Origin of the sequence: Agrobacterium tumefaciens (assembly GCF_031801495.1) — a bacterium.
In the GTDB taxonomy this organism is placed as follows: domain Bacteria; phylum Pseudomonadota; class Alphaproteobacteria; order Rhizobiales; family Rhizobiaceae; genus Agrobacterium; species Agrobacterium tumefaciens_K.
The window spans coordinates 2,597,790-2,616,592 of sequence record NZ_JAOEGC010000002.1 but is presented as its reverse complement, the minus strand read 5'-3'; the positions used below and the strand labels follow the sequence as shown (position 1 = coordinate 2,616,592).

Here is an 18,803-nt window from a genome sequence, read left to right as displayed (position 1 = left end):
TGCGCCGATGATGTGTGCACAAGGATTTGAGGAGAGGCGCTATGCTTGATGTGGTTGTAGCCGGAGGTGGATATGTCGGACTTTCCGCTGCTGTTGCCATAAAGCAGGCGGCCCCGCATCTTGGCGTGCAGGTCGTTGAAGCCGCGCCGGAGGATGTGTGGAAGAAAGATGTGCGGGCTTCCGCCGTTATCGCTGCGGCGACGCGGATGCTCGACGTGTTCGGCATTTGGAGCGAGATCGAGCCCGAGGCGCAGCCTATCCACAAGATGATCGTGACCGATTCGAAAACGGCTGATCCTGTGCGCCCGATCTTTCTGACGTTTGATGGGGCGGTGGACGAGGGCAAGCCCTTCGCGCATATGATACCGAATGTCGCGATGGTCGGTGCCTTGCGTGGGCTGTGTGAGCGTCTCGGTATCGAGATTCGACACGGCCTCAGTGTTTCGGGTTTTTCTTCAGGTCCCCAGTCTACTTCGATCACGCTTTCCGACGGCACTTTGCTGGAGGCCAAGCTGCTGGTTGCCTGTGACGGCGTTCGTTCGGCATTGCGTGACATGGCGGGCATCAAGACGGTTCACTGGAGCTACGACCAGTCTGGCATCGTCACGACTGTCGAACACGATCGGCCCCACAACGGTTGTGCCGAGGAACATTTCCTGCCGTCCGGCCCGTTCGCGATCCTGCCCTTGAAGGGCAATCGTTCTTCGCTGGTATGGACGGAACGGACGGCGGACGCCAACCGTCTGGTGGCGTCGGATGATCTCGTTTTCGAAGAGGAGCTGGAGCGCCGCTTCGGTCACAAGCTGGGCGCTATCCGTCCGGTGGGGGCACGCAATGCATTTCCGCTTGGCCTGACGCTCTCCCGGGCGTTCATCGCGCCGCGCTTTGCGCTTGCAGGCGATGCCGCGCATGGCATCCATCCGATTTCCGGTCAGGGACTTAATCTTGGTTTCAAGGATGTTGCGGCTCTTGCGGAAACGGTCGTCGAGGCAGACCGGCTGGGGCTGGATATAGGCTCGGTCAACGTTCTGGAGCGTTATCAGGCATGGCGTCGGTTCGATACGTTGCGCATGGGCGTTACCACGGATGTTCTCAATCGACTGTTCTCGAATGATGTCGGACCGATCCGCGTCGCGCGTGATCTCGGCCTTGGTATCGTTGATCGCCTGCCTGGGCTGAAATCCTATTTCATTGGCCAGGCGGCGGGTACGAGCGAGCGCGATGCGCCCAGACTGCTGGCAGGTCAGGCGCTTTGAGGCGCGGTTTCAAAGTATCTCGGCCGTCATATCGCAGAGACGCTTGACAGGCGAATCCTGGATTCTGTGAGAACAAGGCCGTATACCGGGCGCGCGATTATCCGGATTCACAATCTGGTATGGCTTGCCTGATTCCTGTCCACATCTTGCCGTGAACAAAAACTGAATCAGCCCGAGTCAGCGATTCGTATTTGATTCGTTCTCAAACTGTTCCGTATCCGAATCAAAGCGGTCTGTCGCCGGATTCTTTTTGTCTTTCAAGTCATTGAATCGAATTAAGAACTCCGTCTTCATGCGTTTGTCCTGTCACTTCCGTCATAATGGGCTATTGCCTTTCTTCCGTGCTATTGCCATGTGTGTCTCAGTATGGCTGTCTCCTTGGCAAAAGGAGTGCGGCGGACAAGAGCAGTCGATTTCGCGGACAGTACGTTGAATTTTCGCCCCATGATCCTGAGCGGCCGCGGTGTCACGGCCGTTCTCGGCCCGACCAATACCGGCAAGACTCACTATGCCATTGAGCGCATGGTGGCGCACGGTAGCGGTGTCATCGGTCTGCCGTTGCGGCTGCTGGCGCGGGAAGTCTACACCCGTCTGGTCGAAAAAGTGGGTGCGGCCAATGTTGCGCTGATTACCGGCGAAGAAAAGATTGCTCCCCCAAAAGCGAAATATTCCGTCTGCACCGTCGAGGCCATGCCGCGTGAAACCAACGCCGCCTTCGTGGCGATCGACGAGGTTCAGCTTGCCGGTGATCTGGAGCGCGGGCATATCTTCACCGACCGCGTGCTTTATCTGCGTGGGCGGGAAGAAACGCTGCTTCTTGGTGCCGGCACAATGCGCCCGATCTTGGAGAAGCTGCTTCCGGGCATCGTCGTGGTCGAGCGTCCCAGACTTTCCCAGCTCTTCTATGCGGGTCAGAAAAAGATCACCCGCCTGCCGCAGCGTACGGCAATCGTCGCGTTTTCAGCGGACGAGGTCTATGCCATTGCCGAACTGGTGCGCAGACAGCGCGGCGGTGCCGCCGTTGTTCTCGGGGCGCTTTCGCCGCGCACCCGCAACGCGCAGGTTGGACTTTATCAATCCGGAGACGTCGAATATCTGGTCGCAACGGACGCCATCGGCATGGGGCTCAATCTCGATGTCGATCACGTTGCCTTTGCGCAGGACCGCAAGTTTGACGGATATCAGTTCCGCAATCTCAACCCGGCCGAGATAGGCCAGATTGCGGGTCGCGCGGGCCGACATCTTCGCGATGGTACATTTGGCGTGACCGGCCGCGTCGATCCATTCGACGACGAGCTTGTGGAGCGTGTCGAAACGCATCAGTTCGATGCGGTCAAGGTGTTGCAGTGGCGAACCAAGGACTTCGACTTTTCTTCGATCGGCAATCTGCGAAACAGCCTCGATGCTGCTCCGACCATTCAGGGTTTGTCGCGAGCCCTTCCGGCAATCGACCAGCAGTCGCTTGAATATCTGTCGCGTTATCCGGAGATCATTGACGTCACGACGAGCCCGGAGCGCGTCGAAAAGCTGTGGGAGGCGTGTGCGTTGCCCGATTATCGTCGCATCGCGCCTGCACAGCATGCCGACCTTATCTCGACCCTCTATTTCGATCTGGTCAAACGCGGTACGGTGAACGAGGATTTCATGGCCGAACAGGTGCGCCGGGCGGACCGCACCGATGGAGAGATCGATACGCTGTCCGCGAGGATTGCGCAGATCAGAACATGGACTTATGTATCGAACCGCCCTGGATGGCTTGCCGATCCGACACACTGGCAAGAAAAGACGCGGGAAATCGAGGATCGATTGTCCGATGCGTTACATGAAAGGTTGACGAAACGCTTTGTTGATCGCAGGACATCTGTGCTCATGAGGCGCCTGAGAGAGAATGCGATGCTTGAAGCTGAAATCAGTGTGAATGGTGATGTCTTCGTAGAAGGTCATCACGTCGGTCAGTTGGCCGGGTTCCGGTTTACGCCGGCACCGGGAACGGAAGGGCCGGATCAGAAGGCCGTACAGTCTGCGGCGCAAAAGGCGCTTGCGCTGGAATACGAGGCGCGCGCTGCGCGCCTGCATGCCAGCGGCAATGGCGACCTGGCTTTAAGCTCCGATGGTCTGGTGCGCTGGCTTGGCGAACCGGTCGCGCGGCTTGCGGCAGGCGACAACATCATGAAGCCGCGGGTGATCCTGCTGGCTGATGAGCAGTTGAGCGGCAATGCCCGTGATCATGCGCTGGCGCGTGTCGAACGTTTCGTCAATCATCAGATTGCCACCGTTCTGAAGCCACTCGACGATATTTCGCGTGCAGAAGACCTTCAGGGACTGGCAAAGGGCCTGGCGTTCCAACTGGTTGAAAATCTCGGCGTATTGTTCCGCCGCGACGTTGCAGAAGATGTAAAGTCTCTGGATCAGGACATGCGCGCCTCGATGCGCCGTTATGGCGTGCGTTTCGGCGCATATCATGTTTTCCTGCCTGCACTTCTCAAGCCAGCACCGGCTGAACTGGTCACGTTGCTGTGGGCGTTGAAGAACGATGGACTGGGCAAGCCGGGTTACGGCGATCTCATTCCGGTTCTGGCTGCGGGCCGCACCTCCGTGGTGACCGATCCGAGCTTCGAGCGCATGTTCTACAAGCTTGCCGGTTTCCGCTTCCTTGGAAAGCGCGCCGTCCGTATCGACATTCTCGAACGTCTGGCGGACCTTATACGTCCGCTGTTGCAGTGGAAGCCCGGCGCGCAACCACGCCCGGAAGGCGCCTATGACGGTCGCCGTTTCACGACGACGACGGCCATGCTTTCCATTCTGGGTGCGACGCTCGACGATATGGAAGAGATCCTCAAGGGTCTTGGCTACCGTGCCGATCAGGTGACGGCGGAGGAGGCACAGGCCTTCCTCGCCAACCAGAGCGGTGAACCTGCCAAGGCTGACGATGCCGGTTCGAGCGAAGCGGCTGAAGCCGCCCATGACGATGCCGATGCCCATGATGCATCTGAGGCTGAGGTTGCTGTTGAAGCGCCCGCTACTGACGTTGCTGCTGCGGAAGTGCCTGTCGTTGACGCAGACGCAACGGAGCCGAAGCCCGTGCTCTTGTGGCGTCCGGGCGGTCGTAACGAAAACCAGCGCGGTGAAAATCGCCGTCCTGCCAACCGTGGCCAGGGTCGTGATCAGGCCGGACGTGGTGATGGCGAGCAGCGCCGTGGCGAAGGTCGCCGTGACAACCGTGAAGCAGCGAACCGTGGTGATGGCGAGCGCAAGCGTGATGGCGGTCGTCCTGACCGTGGCAACCGCAACGATCGCGGTGAGCGCAAGGACAGGCCGGATCGCAACGAACGCGGTGGCAAGCCCCAGCAGGGTCAGCAGCGCTTCGAAGCCAAGCCGCCTCGCAAGGAGAAGCCGCTGGATCCGGATTCGCCCTTTGCAAAGCTCGCTGCTCTCAAGGAGCAGCTGAAGAAGTAATCCCATGGGAAGCAACGAACAGTCACTCGCAGGTACGCGTCAGCGTCTGGACAAGTGGCTGTTCTTTGCTCGCATGGCCAAATCACGCTCTGTTGCCCAGGGCTATATCCAGTCCGGTCTGGTGCGGGTTAACGACACGGTCGTCCGTCAGTCCAGCCATATGGTCAAGACGGGCGACAGGCTGGACATCCGCTTCGAGCGAATGGACCGCGTGTTGATCGTGAAGAGCGGTGGAGAGCGGCGCGGCCCTTATGAGGAAGCGAAACTGCTTTACGACGACATCACGCCGCCACGCGAGGCGGCAGAACGGATAACACAGCTTGAGCAGGCGATGCGCCAGCCCGGCAGTGGTCGCCCGACGAAGAAGGAGCGCAGAGCGCTCGACAAGTTCATTTCCGACGCCAGTGAAGATCGCGATTAGAATAAGCGACTACGCGCGCCGTTATTTCGGAACTGTTTATTCTTGCCATCGGATGATAAACGCATTACGTCACATGCGAAAATGCCCTGTCTGAAAATCCGGGCGACGGCTTGTGTTCCGAAGCCCAATGACCCGGCCAGCATATTCTGGAGTTCATCATGACGTATGTCGTGACCGATAATTGCATCCGCTGCAAATATACCGACTGTGTTGAAGTATGCCCCGTAGACTGCTTCTACGAGGGTGAGAACTTCCTGGCTATCAATCCTGATGAATGTATCGATTGCGGCGTATGCGAACCGGAATGTCCCGCCGAGGCTATCAAGCCCGATACCGAGCCGGGTCTGGACAAGTGGTTGAAGCTGAACGCTGAATATGCGGCAATCTGGCCCAACATCACCATCAAGCGTGATGCGATGCCGGAAGCAAAGGAAATGGACGGCGTTGAGGGCAAGTTGGAGCTTTATTTCTCCGCAGAACCCGGCAAGGGCGACTGATTTTTCGTTTTTTGCGATTTCTATCCAAAGCCCCGGTCAAGCCGGGGCTTTTGTTTATTGGGCCCTGCCGGATTGCAGGGTGGTCGCCAGCAGCGTCAGAAGGGCGACGCTTTCCTCCAGGCTTTGCCGCTGGCGGCTTTGCAGGATGGCGGCCTGCAGACGGTTCATCTCACGGGCGATTGCTGCTGGCTGCCAGGTACGTAGCGCTCTTTCGATGACCGGCTTGCGACGGAAGTGAATATGCCGCCCAAGTGTCTGCATCACCTGCCCGGCCTGCAGCTTCTTTTCGTCCATTTCAGCCCGCATCTGATCGAGGAGCTGGAACTGCTTCAGGCAGCCTTGAAGAACAAGGAAAATGGGTGTCTTCGACGCGATAATCTTCTGCGTTGCGTGGAAAAAGGCGTTTCGATCGCCCTTCAAAATCGCATCCACCGCATCGTCGGTGGAGATCGCGCTGGCATCGCCGATGATGGCCATCACGTCTTCTTCCTCGATGACGTCCATACCCCGGCAATAGAGTGCCAGCTTGCGGATTTCATTGCGGGAGGCAATGCGATCGCCGCCGAGCGATTCAATCAGTCTCTGGCGCGCCGCCGGGGCGATACGAAGATTGTCTCCGGACAGTTCCTGATCGATGAGTGCATTCAGTGAGCGGGCATCGTCCGCGTAGCAGGGAATGGCGGCAATGGAGCGGGCAGGCTCCGCGATCTTGCGCAGCCCTGTCCCTTTCTTGAGGTCGCCCGCTTCGATTATCAGGAAGCTTGCTTCCGGTGGCTTTTCGGCGAGTACCTGAAGCGCATCAACCAGAGCTTTCTCCGCTGCGGCGTTCTTGACCCAGACGAGTTTCTCGCCCCCGAAAAGCCCGATGGCGTTGACTTCATCCAGAAGGCGACCGGGATCGCCCTGCAGGTCGGATGCGCTTAGTTTGAGAGACGCAAAAGCGTCATCCGGATCGATCCCGGTCTTTTTGGCAATGATGTTTGCCCGTTCGGAGACAAGGCCGCGATCTGGTCCATAGAGTACAAAAATGCGAAAACGCTCCGCCGGGTTTTCGGCGAAGCGCTCGAATTCATGGGATTTTATCTCCGACACGGCAGCTGTTCTCAGCGGCCGAGCGTGGCGGCGATATCCGTGCGGATGATTTCAGCCAGTTCGCGTGCAGCACGGTTTTCGGCATCGCGGATCGCGCGGATCTTGGCGAATTCCTGCTGTGGCAGGTCAGCCTGTGCTGTAACGCTACGGCGGGCGGAACGCAGGATCTGCCCATCCGAAATGCGCGTCAGAACGTATTGGCCGTTCATCACAATGCGGCCCGGGTAAGGCCCGTCGTAGTTATTGTTCGTGCGCGATGTCAGATCGTAGTTCTCGACCTCGGTCGAACTAGCGCTGGAGCTGACGATCATCTTGAGATTGTACTGAGCCGTTGCCGGTTCACCGGCGCCGCCAGAAGCAAGGAAAATCAGGTTGTTGCGAACGACCTGCGTGATCCGGTCATTGGCCGGGGCGAAGCTGACAGCTGCCAGCCTATCCTTTGTGCCGGATGCTTCGCCATAGAGCGGCCGGGCCTGGCAACCAGCAAGAACGCCAGCCACCAGCACGACGGAAAGTGCCGCTGCGGTGCGGCTCCATCTCGAAAAAGCGTCAGACAACAATGTTCACAATCCTTTGCGGAACCACGATGACTTTCTTGGGCTCGCCGCCGGCAAGAAGGGATTTGACGGCATCCAGCGCAAGCGCTGCCGCACGGACGGTATCTTGATCCGCATCGCGCGCGATTGTCAATTCACCGCGCTTCTTGCCGTTGACCTGCACCGGCATGGTGACGTCGTTTTCCTCGACCAAAGCGGGGACAAAAGTCGGCCACTGGCTTTGCGCAACAAGGCCCTGATTGCCCAGAGCCGACCAGCATTCCTCGGCCAGATGGGGCGTCATCGGCGCAATCATACGAACCAGGATTTCCACCGCATCGCGTGCGGCTGCCTTGACCTCGTCCGACTTGCCACCGGCTGCCACGTCGGCAAGCGGACCCGCCAAAGCGTTGACGAGTTCGTAGATGCGGGCGATGGCCTTGTTGAAGGCCAGCTTGTCCAGATCTTCCTGAACGGCTTTCAGGGTTTTGTGGGCCGCCTTGGACGCAACCAGACCTTCGCCTTCCGTTGCCGGTTTCGCGACCACATTTTTCAGTTCATCGGCTGCTTCGCCGACGATGCGCCAGACGCGCTGAACGAAGCGGTGTGCGCCCTCGACCCCGGATTCCGACCAGATGACGTCACGATCAGGCGGGCTGTCGGACAGAACGAAGAAGCGGGCGGTATCGGCGCCGTAGGAGGCGATGATATCATCCGGATCGACAACGTTTTTCTTCGACTTCGACATCTTTTCGATGGAGCCGATCTTTACCTCGTCGCCGGAGGTCAGCAAGAAGGCACGGCGATTGCCTTCGGTTTCATCGATCCGCAGGTCCGCAGGTGCGACCCATTCGCGTGCGGTGCCTTCACCGCGGCTGTAGGTCTCGTGCACGACCATGCCCTGTGTGAAGAGCCCCTTGAAGGGTTCTTTCACATCCACATGGCCGGTTTCCTTCATTGCGCGGGTAAAGAAGCGCGAATAAAGCAGATGCAGGATCGCGTGTTCGATGCCACCGATATACTGATCCACCGGCAGCCAGCGGTTGGCGACCTTGGGGTCGGTCGGTTCGTCTTCCCATGGTGCGGTGAAGCGCGTGTAGTACCAGCTGGAATCGACGAAGGTATCCATCGTGTCGGTTTCGCGCCGTGCGTCGTGGCCGCACTGCGGGCACGAAACATACCGCCACGTGGCATGACGGTCCAGCGGATTGCCGGGTACGTCGAACGTCACGTCGTCGGGCAGCTTGACCGGCAGATCCTTCTTCGGGACCGGCACGACGCCGCAGACTTCACAATGGATGACAGGGATCGGGCAACCCCAGTAGCGCTGACGGGAAATACCCCAGTCGCGCAGACGGAAGTTGACCTTGCGCTCCGCCTGCGGCGCGTTGCCCAGCGTCTGGGCTTCCAGCTTTTGTACGATCGCCTCGAATGCATCGGCTGTCTTCATGCCGTTCAGGAACTGCGAATTGATCATTACGCCGTCATCGACATAAGCCGTATCGCCGACGGTGAAGTTTTCCGCGTCCGGGCCTTCGGGCGCGACGACGGCAACGACTGGCAGGCCGTATTTGCGGGCGAAGTCGAGATCGCGCTGGTCGCCGGAGGGGCAGCCGAAGATGGCGCCGGTGCCGTAGTCCATCAACACGAAATTGGCGACGTAGACCGGCAGTTCCCAGGTCGGGTCCAGCGGGTGAACGACCTTCACGCCAGTGTCGATACCCTTTTTCTCGGCCGTTTCCAGAGCGGCGAGCGAAGTACCATGACGGCGGCATTCATCGCAGAACTCGGCGATCGCCGGATTCTTTGCCGACAGTTCCTTTGCCAGCGGATGGTCCGCTGCGATGGCGATGAAGGATGCGCCGAACAGCGTGTCCGGGCGCGTGGTGTAGACGGTGATGTCCGAAAAACCTTCCGGTGCCGTTGCGGCAACCGTCTGCCAGCGCAAAGACAGACCTTCGGAGCGACCGATCCAGTTCTTCTGCATCAGGCGTACTTTTTCAGGCCACTGATCCAGTTCGTCCAGTGAATCGAGCAGATCCTGGCTGAAGTCGGTGATGCGGAAGAACCACTGTGTCAGTTCCCGCTGCTCGACCAGAGCGCCGGAGCGCCAGCCGCGACCGTCGATCACCTGCTCGTTTGCCAGGACCGTATGGTCGACCGGATCCCAGTTGACCTTGGACTGCTTGCGGTAGACAAGACCCTTTTCCATGAAGTCGATGAACAGCGCTTGCTGGCGGTGGTAGTAGTCGACATCGCAGGTGGCAAATTCACGGGTCCAGTCCAGCGACAGACCCATCGACTTCAGCTGACCGCGCATGGTGGCGATGTTCTGATAGGTCCAGTCCTTGGGGTGCACCTTGTTCTGCATGGCGGCGTTTTCGGCAGGCATGCCGAAGGCGTCCCAGCCCATCGGGTGCAGAACGTTGAAGCCGCGTGCGCGCTTGTACCGGGCTACGACATCGCCCATCGCATAGTTGCGGACATGGCCCATGTGGATGCGGCCCGACGGATAGGGAAACATCTCCAGAACGTAATATTTCTCGCGCGGATCGCTGTTGTCGGTAACGAAAACCTTGTCTTCGTTCCATTTCTGCTGCCAGCGCGGCTCGGCGTCGCGAGGATTGTAACGTTCGATGGCCATGTCTTTAGAAATCCGGGTGTCGAGGGGAAAATTTGCGCTGACCTTCACCATGAAACGACCGGGGCGTCAAGTTTGACGGGGCATTCGGGCGCTCAATCTTGGCCAGTGTTCCTCAAATGGTGCGAAAGTCGCTTGGCATCAAGACGGTGGGCGTCTAGTTAGCGTTGAAAACGGTTCATACGAAGGTCGTCCCATGGAAATCGAAGCGCGTCTTGAAGATGTCAGGCAACGGATCGCGGACGTTGCGGAAAAATCGGCCCGCAAGGCGGATAGCGTTACGCTTGTTGCAGTTTCGAAGACATTCGAAGCCGATGCGATCCAGCCGGTGATCGATTGCGGGCAGCGGATTTTTGGCGAGAACCGTGTGCAGGAAGCGCAGGGAAAATGGCCCGCGCTGAGGGAAAATACACCGGATATCGAACTGCATCTGATCGGGCCGCTGCAATCCAACAAGGCGGCCGATGCGGTGGCACTGTTCGACGTGATCCAGAGTGTCGACCGGGAGAAGATCGCGCGTGTGCTTGCTGCGGAATGCGAAAAGCAGGGTAGGGCACTTCGCTTTTATGTGCAGGTGAATACGGGGCTCGAGGAACAGAAGGCCGGTATCGATCCGCGTGAGACTGTTGCCTTCGTGCTTCTGTGCCGCGATGAGCTGAAGTTGCCGGTCGAGGGTCTGATGTGCATTCCACCGGCAGATGAAAATCCCGGCCCGCATTTTGCGCTGCTTGCCAAGCTCGCAGCACAGTGCGGCCTTGAAAAGCTCTCCATGGGCATGTCCGGTGATTTCCAGACGGCTATCGAATTCGGTGCGACCAGCGTCCGCGTCGGCTCGGCGATTTTCGGGACGCGATGAAGTTATAACAACAAAAAACCCGGCTTCGAGCCGGGTTTTTTTATCAATCGCGACATGGGTCGCGAAACGGGCGAATCAGTACTGATCGTCCTCATCCTCGTCGTTCTTGGTCGACTTCAGGGAGCTCAGTTTTCTGAAGACCGCGTCGGCGTCGATCTGCTCTTCTTCCTCGCGCTGGAAGCTGTAGTTCAGGCCTTCCGTCACGGTTGCAGGCTGCAGCGTGTTGTCCAGCTCCTCTGCGGTGGGCAGCGGGCGGCCGCGCGATGCGCGTTCGACTTCGAGGTCGAGATCGATCTGGCTGCAAAGGCCCAGCGTTACCGGGTCCATCGGCGTCAGGTTGGCCGAGTTCCAGTGGGTACGGTCACGAATCTGCTCGATGGTGGACTTGGTGGTGCCGACGAGGCGCGAAATCTGCGCATCCTTCAGTTCCGCATGGTTGCGAACCAGCCAGAGAATGGCGTTCGGACGATCCTGGCGCTTGGAAACCGGCGTGTAACGCGGTCCACGACGCTTGGATTCGGGAACACGAACCTTCGGCTCGGAAAGCTTCAGCTTGTGGTTCGGATTGGATTCGGCCCGCACGATCTCGTCACGGGAAAGCTGACCGGTTGCAATCGGGTCGAGACCCTTGATGCCCTGCGCGGCTTCACCGTCGGCGATTGCCTTCACCTCGAGCGGATGCAGCTTGCAGAACGTAGCGATCTGATCGAACGACAGCGCGGTGTTATCAACCAGCCATACGGCGGTCGCCTTTGGCATGAGCAGTGTTTGAGCCATAGATACAGTCCTTCTGTCCGTCCGCGCCGGTGTCGCGGGCCGTGGGTACTAACCACTAATTTCCGGGATATGTTGGCTCTATAGCCGCATTGCATCAGAATTGCAATTCTTTGCGAAACAAATGACCTTTGTCTAATTGCCGTGAGTTATTGAACTGCTATGAATTGAACACATGTCTGAGGTGGGAGTCTTGGGCGGAAACGAGACATATCAGGTTCCAGGAGGAGTGCATGTCTGCCAAAATCTATCCGGTGCTCAAGTCGGCGAAAGCCCGCACGCTCATCGACAACGAGCGCTACCAGAAATGGTATCAGGAGAGCGTCGAAGACCCCGAAAAGTTCTGGGACAAGCACGGGCGGCGGATCGACTGGTTCAAGCCCTACACCAAGGTCAAGAACACCTCATTCCGCGGACGCGTGCCGATCAAATGGTTCGAGGATGGTCTCACCAATGTTTCGTACAACTGTATCGACCGGCACTTGAAGACGCATGGCGAGCGCACGGCGATCATATGGGAAGGTGACAACCCTTATATCGACAAGAAGATCACCTACAACCAGCTTTATGAGTATGTCTGCCGTCTCGCGAACGTCCTGAAAAAGCATGGCGTCAAGAAGGGTGATCGCGTCACCATCTACATGCCGATGATCCCTGAAGCGGCTTACGCGATGCTGGCCTGTGCCCGCATCGGTGCCATCCATTCCGTCGTGTTCGGCGGTTTCTCGCCCGAAGCACTGGCGGGGCGCATCGTCGATTGCCAGTCGACCTTCGTCATCACCTGCGATGAGGGTGTACGCGGCGGAAAACCGATCCCGCTGAAGGAAAATACCGACAAGGCAATCGACATCGCGGCGAAGCAGTATGTCATCGTCAACAAGGTGCTGGTCGTGCGCCGTACCGGCGGCAAGACTGGCTGGGCGCCTGGCCGCGATCTCTGGTATCATCAGGAAATCGCCACGGTGAAGCCGGATTGCCCGCCGGTGAAAATGAAGGCGGAAGACCCGCTGTTCATTCTTTATACGTCCGGCTCCACGGGCAAACCGAAGGGCGTGCTGCACACGACAGGCGGCTATCTGGTCTACACGTCGATGACGCACGAATATGTCTTCGACTACAAGGATGGTGAAGTTTACTGGTGTACGGCCGACGTCGGCTGGGTCACGGGCCATTCCTATATCGTCTACGGACCACTGGCGAACTGCGCGACCACTTTGATGTTCGAAGGCGTGCCCAATTTCCCGGATCAGGGCCGATTCTGGGAGGTCATCGACAAGCACAAGGTCAACATCTTCTATACTGCGCCGACGGCGCTACGTTCGCTGATGGGGGCGGGCGACCAGTTCGTCACGCGCTCGTCGCGCTCCAGCCTCCGGCTCCTCGGAACGGTGGGTGAGCCAATCAACCCGGAGGCCTGGGAGTGGTACTACCATGTGGTCGGCGAGGACAAGAGCCCGATCGTCGACACATGGTGGCAGACGGAAACGGGGGGTATCCTGATTTCGCCGCTACCGGGTGCGACCGACCTGAAGCCCGGCTCGGCCACGCGGCCGTTCTTCGGTGTGCAGCCGCAGCTCGTCGACGCAGAGGGCAAGGTGCTGGAGGGAGCCGCCGACGGCAATCTCTGCATCATCGACAGCTGGCCGGGGCAGTCACGCAGCGTCTATGGCGATCACCAGCGCTTCATCGATACCTACTTCTCCACCTACAAGGGCAAGTACTTCACCGGTGACGGCTGCCGCCGTGACGAGGACGGATATTACTGGATCACCGGTCGCGTGGATGACGTTCTCAATGTGTCCGGCCACCGGCTCGGTACGGCGGAGGTCGAATCGGCGCTGGTGTCGCATCACCTTGTTTCCGAAGCTGCGGTCGTGGGTTATCCGCATGCCATAAAGGGCCAGGGCATCTATTGTTATGTGACGCTTATGGCGGGACAGAACGGTGATTACGCGCTTCGCGAGGAACTGGTGAAGCATGTGCGTAATGAAATCGGGCCGGTCGCAACACCCGACAAGATCCAGTTCGCACCGGGTCTGCCCAAGACGCGCTCCGGCAAGATCATGCGGCGTATCCTGAGGAAAATCGCCGAAGACGATTTCGGCGCGCTGGGTGATACCTCGACGCTTGCCGATCCCGCGGTCGTGGATGACCTGATCGCCAACCGCCAGAACAGGCTCGCGGCATCCTGATCGCCAGGGAGTTTGGGAAAGGCTGCTTCGGCGGCCTTTTTTTCTTGCCGCCCACACAAACAAAAACACCCGGAGGGAAATCCTCCGGGTGTTTTTTACGGCAGTTCAAGGGAATTGATTACTGGCCGCGGATCTTCTTCAGGTCAGCGAGAACGGCGTCAACGACGTCAGCGCCGATTTCAGCCTTGTGCTTTTCGTAAACGACCATCGACTTTTCGCGGATACGGGCCTGTTCTTCAGCCGACAGCGTGTTCACTTCGAGGCCGGCGGCCTTGATCTTTTCCAGAGACTTCTTGTTCAGGTCGCGGATGACCTTGCGCTCTTCGTCACGACCGACAACGGCGCATTCGCGCAGGGCAGCCTGTTCTTCTGCCGAGTAGCTATCGAAGATCGGCTTGGAGAAAAGGAAGAGGAACGGCGTGTAAGCGTGGTTCGTTTCCGTGATGTACTTCTGAACTTCATAGAACTTGGACGTATCGATCGTTACGTAGGGGTTTTCCTGCGCGTCGATGGCGTTGGTTTCAAGAGCCGAGAAGACTTCGCCGAAAGCCATCGGCGTTGCGTTGGCGCCGAGGTTCTGGAAGGTGTCGAGGAAGATGTTGTTCTGCATCACGCGAACCTTCAAGCCGGAGAAATCTTCCCACTTGTTCACGGCGCGCTTGGAGTTCGACAGGTTGCGGAAGCCGTTTTCCCAGTAGGCGAGGTTTACCAGACCCTGCTCTTCCAGCTTCTTGTTCATCATGTCGCCGAATGCGCCGTCCATAACGGCGTCAGCTTCCTGGGCGTTCGAGAAGAGGAACGGCAGGTCGAATACGCCGAGAGCCGGGATCAGGCCGACGAGCGGCGACGATGACGTCACAACGGCTTCCTGAACGCCGGAGCGCAGCGCCTGCGTGGCCTGAAGGTCGCCGCCGAGAGCGCCGCCCCAGAATGCGGTGAGCTTCAGCTTGCCGCCGGATTTTTCGTCGAGGCAAGCCTGCATGGCCTTGATGCCGTTGCCGACCGGGTGGTCCGCGTTGATGCCGTTCGAAACGCGAATGTTGCGGCTGCTGAATTCAGCCATCGCGGGTGCTGCGGCGCCGACAGCGAACGCGATTGCGGTGGTGGTCAGAAGAAGCTTTCTCATAATATCCTCCCTTGGATTGTTTGCGAGAAGTAGCGATTAACGAAGGTACTGAAGCGGAACCATGACGATGTCCGGGAATATGACGAGCAGCGCCAGGACAATGGTTTCAGCCACCAGGAACGGCCAGACACCGACCGTCACCTTGCCCAGCGGTATGCGTCCCACACCGCTGACAACGTTCAGAACGACGCCAACCGGAGGGGTGATCAAACCGATGGCGTTGTTGATGATGAAGAGTACGCCGAAGTAGACCGGATCGATACCCGCCTGCTTGACGATCGGCATCAGAACTGGCGTCAGGATGAGAATGGTTGGCGTCAGATCGAGTGCGGTTCCGACGATGAAGACCAGCACCATCATTGCAACCATCAGAAGCATCGGACGATCGATCAGCGGTTCGATGTAACCGGCGACTTCGTTTGGAATGTTCGCAGCCGTGATGAGCCATGCGGAGACAAGCGCGGCGCAGACCAGGAACATGATGATCGAGGTGCTCTTGGCAGCGCGCAGAAGAACGTGGAACAGATCCGCCGGCTTCAGTTCGCGGTAGATCACCATGCCGACGAAAAGAGCATAGGCGGCGGCGATAACGGCGGCTTCCGTTGGAGTCATGATGCCTGCCTTGATGCCGCCCAGAATGATGACCGGCATGCCAAGCGCCCAACCAGCGCGGACCGTGGCAAGAAGACGTTCCTTGCCCGAAGCCTTGGGCAACGGCTGGACGTTGTCCTTACGCACGACGATCAGCCAGGCGATGATCAACGAGATACCCATCAGGATGCCGGGCACGATGCCAGCAAGGAACAGCTGGGTGATCGAGACGTTGGCAGCCACGCCAAAGACGATGAAGGCCATGGAGGGCGGAATAACCGGAGCAATGATGCCGCCTGCGGCGATGAGGCCGCCGGAGCGCGGGATGTTGTAACCGGCTTTCGCCATCATCGGAATGAGGATCGCGGCGAGTGCCGCGGTATCGGCAGCAGCCGAACCGGAGATGCTGGCCATGATGATCGCAGCCATAATCGCAACGATGCCAAGGCCGCCACGGATGTGTCCGACGCACGCAATCGCAAAGTCGATGATGCGGCGGGAAAGGCCGCCGGAGTTCATCAGCTCACCGGCCAGGATGAAGAACGGGATGGCAAGCAGCGTGAAGGTGTCAGCACCGGAGATCATGTTCTGCGCGATGATCTGCGTGTTGAACATGCCCATGTACCACATGAGCACAACACCGCAGAACATCAGAGAGAATGCGACGGGCACGCCAATCGCCATGGCCCCCAGCAGAGAGCCGACAAAAACGAGAAGTGTCATGGTATCAGCGCTCCGAAAGCTGTTCGATCGTCAGGTTTTCACCCGCGAACTGGGCGACTTCATCATCCGTCACGCGACCGGTCAAATAGCGGTACAGGCGTTCCAGCGCGATGATGAACATCAGGCCACCGGTGAACATGCCCACGCCATAGACCCAGATCATCGACAGCTTGGTGACGGGTGCGTGCATGCTGGCGTTGATGCCGGACTGCTTCCAGGTTCCCCAGAAGAAGATGGCGGAACAGACCAGGATGATGATGTTCGAAACAATCATGCAGACGACGCGGGCACGCCGGGAGAGGAACATCACGAGCGTTTCAATGCCCATGTGGCTGTTCTCGCGGAAAGTGAGAACAGCGCCTATGAAGGTCAGCCACACGAAGAAATAGCGCGACAGTTCTTCCGAGACGTTGATACCGGAGTTCATCGTGTAACGCATCACGACGTTGACGAAGACCATGATCGACATGCCGGCCAGCAGCACAACGAGAATGGTTTCGAGAATCCGGTAAAAGAGATTGATTGTCTTTTGCATTTTCCCCTCCCGAAGAAATTTCTAGAGTAGCCCTCGTTTGGCCAGATTGCGCATCAGCGCCGTGACGCCGAACGTCCATTCGGGGCACTCGTCGGTGGTGGTAACCCAGTTGATGAGCCTGCCGAGCTTCGGCGTGGAGATTTCCACACGGTCGCCCTTGGCGTGGGTGAAGCCGAGACCGGGACCATGCCGGTCCTTGACCGGCGCAAACATGGTTCCGAGGAAGAATACCGCACCATCGGGATACTGATGATTGCGGTTCAGGAGCTGCGAGGCAAGGTTTTCCGGCGAACGGCTGATGGCTTCCATCGGGCTGACGCCCGTCATGGTGAAACCGTCTTCACCCTCGACGAGCAGCGAAATCTGTGCCTGCTTGACGTCTTCAATCGTGAACCTGCCGTCGAACAGGCGGATAAAGGGACCGATTGCGCAGGAGGCGTTGTTGTCCTTCGCCTTGCTGAGCAACAGCGCTGAGCGTCCTTCGAAGTCGCGCAGGTTGACGTCATTGCCGAGCGTTGCGCCGATGATCCGGCCATCAGACGTGATGGCGAGGACGACTTCCGGCTCAGGATTGTTCCACTGCGATTTCGGATGGACGCCGATGAGAGCGCCGCAACCGACGGACGACATGGCCTGCGCTTTGGAGAAAATCTCTGCGTCTGGGCCGATGCCGACCTCGAGGTATTGCGACCAGAGGCCCATTTCCTGAAGCAGTTTTTTCACTTCGGCAGCTTTTTCAGAACCGGCTTCCAAACCCTTGAGGCTGTCTCCGAGCACTGGCGCCAGACGTACGCGAATTTCCTGCGCGCGCAGGGGATCACCCTTGGCCTGCTCCTCGATGACGCGTTCCAGCATGCTGTCCGCGAAGGTTACACCTGCGGCCTTGACCGCCTGAATGTCGTTGGGAGCGAGAAGTTCGCCAGCCGATCCATCGAGAAACGCGTCAAGCGCCCCGAGTGCGACGAAGCCACTGACATCGGCAAGCAACTCGACCAGATCCTTCTTTTCCAGAAGTTCAGCCATGGTTGGCGCGAGGGATGTGAGATCGTAGAGCACGCCGTCACGGAGCAGGACGGGGCATGGGCCGCCTTCGCTTTTCGACCAGACGCGGCCAACCAGCAGCGCGCTTGCGAAATCTTCAGGCAAAATAACTGTAGCGTTGATCGACTCGGCAACTGTCATGTATGTCCTCCACTTCAGAATCCCGACGACCGCCTCCGTGCGGTCTTATTGTCGGATGTCTGACAACTTATTTGGGTCTTTCTTAGTATGACTTTTGTGGCGAGTCTAGCGGTTCGGCAGACAAAAATTCTGGTTTTTCGCCGCTATCATTAAAAAATACCGCAAAGCTGTCCGATAGCTTTGCGATTGGGGTCAGAATATATCGAGGTCGATGTTGAGCCGTCTGGCTGCGCCCAAGATATGTTTTCGCATCGCTTCCCGTGCAAGCGCGACGTCTCCAGATGCGATGGCATCACGCAGCACGACATGTTCATTTATGGTAATTTCGAGTATTTCACCATAAACGGCCCTTGAAAAGGCTGTGTTTATGGCAGAGCTGATGCGCTGGGCGATGAAACCGAGAAAAAGCAGGAAATATTCGTTGCCGGTCGCTTCCGCCATCGCGCGATGAAAATCGAGATCAGCCTCGACACCATCCTTGGACCATTCGATGGCATTGCGCATGCCGTGGATGGCCTTGTCGAACTTTTCCAGATGCTCCGGTTTGTGGTGCAGGGCTGCCAGACCCGCGGCATCGATCTCAAGCGACATCCGAAGCTGCATCAGGTCGCGGAAGTTTTCCGGGTCGTTGAGGGTGGATTGCTCGATCCGGATGGAAAGACGCTGGCGCGGATCGGTGACGAATGCGCCGACACCCTGGCGCGTTTCTACAAAGCCTTCGTTTCGCAACTGGGCAATGGCTTCACGAATGACCGAGCGGCTGACGCCGAAGGTTCGGGCAAGGACATGCTCGGTGGGCAGTCTATCGCCCGGCCCAAGTTTCGAATCGGTGATTTCGCGGCCAATCTCAGCGGCAATCCTGCCGGGAAGATGATCGTTGCGATGTATCTGATTGAACTCCAGCGTCATTCCTGCTCCCGTTCCA

The 18,803-nt window shown here is 58.4% G+C and carries 15 protein-coding genes; 6 read left to right on the top strand and 9 right to left on the bottom strand.

From position 1 onward, the window contains the following. Positions 1–41: 41 nt before the first annotated feature. From N7578_RS21950 to fdxA, 4 genes are all read left to right on the top strand, one after another. Positions 42–1,256 (top strand): ubiquinone biosynthesis hydroxylase, encoded by a 1,215-nt coding sequence (locus N7578_RS21950; protein ID WP_311112330.1) that lies wholly within the window; start codon positions 42–44, stop codon positions 1,254–1,256. Between the two features lie 444 nt (positions 1,257–1,700). Next, the gene (locus N7578_RS21945) at positions 1,701–4,712 is read left to right on the top strand and encodes a helicase-related protein (protein WP_311112329.1); all 3,012 of its coding nucleotides are present in this window, start codon (positions 1,701–1,703) and stop codon (positions 4,710–4,712) included. A 4-nt stretch (positions 4,713–4,716) separates the two neighbouring features. Continuing rightward, a complete protein-coding gene (locus N7578_RS21940; protein ID WP_311112328.1) occupies positions 4,717–5,133 on the top strand; it encodes an RNA-binding S4 domain-containing protein in 417 nt (138 codons plus the stop codon). 158 nt (positions 5,134–5,291) lie between these two features. After that, positions 5,292–5,630, top strand: coding sequence for a ferredoxin FdxA (gene fdxA, locus N7578_RS21935; RefSeq protein WP_311112327.1), 339 nt, complete (start codon positions 5,292–5,294; stop codon positions 5,628–5,630). A gap of 54 nt (positions 5,631–5,684) precedes the next feature. On the opposite strand, the gene holA is transcribed toward fdxA, so the two are convergent. Genes holA through leuS form a run of 3 tightly spaced genes read right to left on the bottom strand, consistent with a single transcriptional unit; the run spans position 5,685 to position 9,902 of the window. After that, entirely contained in the window at positions 5,685–6,722 is a 1,038-nt protein-coding gene (gene holA, locus N7578_RS21930) for a DNA polymerase III subunit delta (RefSeq protein WP_311112326.1), read from the bottom strand. An 11-nt stretch (positions 6,723–6,733) separates the two neighbouring features. Continuing rightward, complete coding sequence (locus tag N7578_RS21925) at positions 6,734–7,279, bottom strand: LPS assembly lipoprotein LptE (RefSeq protein ID WP_311112325.1); 546 nt, start codon at positions 7,277–7,279, stop codon at positions 6,734–6,736. Then, positions 7,272–9,902, bottom strand: a complete 2,631-nt coding sequence (gene leuS, locus N7578_RS21920) for a leucine--tRNA ligase (protein ID WP_311112324.1) — start codon at positions 9,900–9,902, stop codon at positions 7,272–7,274. The genes N7578_RS21925 and leuS overlap by 8 nt, the downstream gene beginning before the upstream one ends. 193 nt (positions 9,903–10,095) lie before the next feature. Here leuS and N7578_RS21915 point away from each other — a divergent pair, with 193 nt between their 5' ends. Beyond that, positions 10,096–10,755 carry a YggS family pyridoxal phosphate-dependent enzyme gene (locus N7578_RS21915; RefSeq protein WP_311112323.1) on the top strand — a complete coding sequence of 220 codons (660 nt, stop codon included), beginning with the start codon at positions 10,096–10,098 and terminating at the stop codon, positions 10,753–10,755. Positions 10,756–10,830: 75 nt separating this feature from the next. Here N7578_RS21915 and N7578_RS21910 read toward each other — a convergent pair whose 3' ends face one another. Next, a complete protein-coding gene (locus N7578_RS21910; RefSeq protein ID WP_311112322.1) occupies positions 10,831–11,532 on the bottom strand; it encodes a DUF1013 domain-containing protein in 702 nt (233 codons plus the stop codon). 230 nt (positions 11,533–11,762) lie between these two features. On the opposite strand from N7578_RS21910, the gene acs reads away from it, so the two are divergent. Then, positions 11,763–13,721: an acetate--CoA ligase gene (gene acs, locus N7578_RS21905; protein WP_311112321.1), complete on the top strand. Its 1,959-nt coding sequence runs from the start codon at positions 11,763–11,765 to the stop codon at positions 13,719–13,721. A gap of 118 nt (positions 13,722–13,839) precedes the next feature. On the opposite strand, the gene N7578_RS21900 is transcribed toward acs, so the two are convergent. The 5 genes from N7578_RS21900 to N7578_RS21880 all read right to left on the bottom strand — a co-directional run bounded on the left by N7578_RS21900 (position 13,840) and on the right by N7578_RS21880 (position 18,787). Beyond that, positions 13,840–14,847, bottom strand: coding sequence for a TRAP transporter substrate-binding protein (locus tag N7578_RS21900; RefSeq protein WP_311112320.1), 1,008 nt, complete (start codon positions 14,845–14,847; stop codon positions 13,840–13,842). 36 nt (positions 14,848–14,883) lie between these two features. Then, positions 14,884–16,161 carry a TRAP transporter large permease subunit gene (locus tag N7578_RS21895; RefSeq protein WP_311112319.1) on the bottom strand — a complete coding sequence of 426 codons (1,278 nt, stop codon included), beginning with the start codon at positions 16,159–16,161 and terminating at the stop codon, positions 14,884–14,886. A gap of 4 nt (positions 16,162–16,165) precedes the next feature. Then, on the bottom strand, positions 16,166–16,696 hold the full coding sequence (locus N7578_RS21890; protein ID WP_311112318.1) for a TRAP transporter small permease: 531 nt from the start codon (positions 16,694–16,696) through the stop codon (positions 16,166–16,168). A gap of 21 nt (positions 16,697–16,717) precedes the next feature. After that, positions 16,718–17,878 (bottom strand): fumarylacetoacetate hydrolase family protein, encoded by a 1,161-nt coding sequence (locus N7578_RS21885; RefSeq protein ID WP_311112317.1) that lies wholly within the window; start codon positions 17,876–17,878, stop codon positions 16,718–16,720. 192 nt (positions 17,879–18,070) lie between these two features. Next, positions 18,071–18,787, bottom strand: coding sequence for a FadR/GntR family transcriptional regulator (locus N7578_RS21880; protein ID WP_311112316.1), 717 nt, complete (start codon positions 18,785–18,787; stop codon positions 18,071–18,073). Positions 18,788–18,803: the final 16 nt, after the last annotated feature.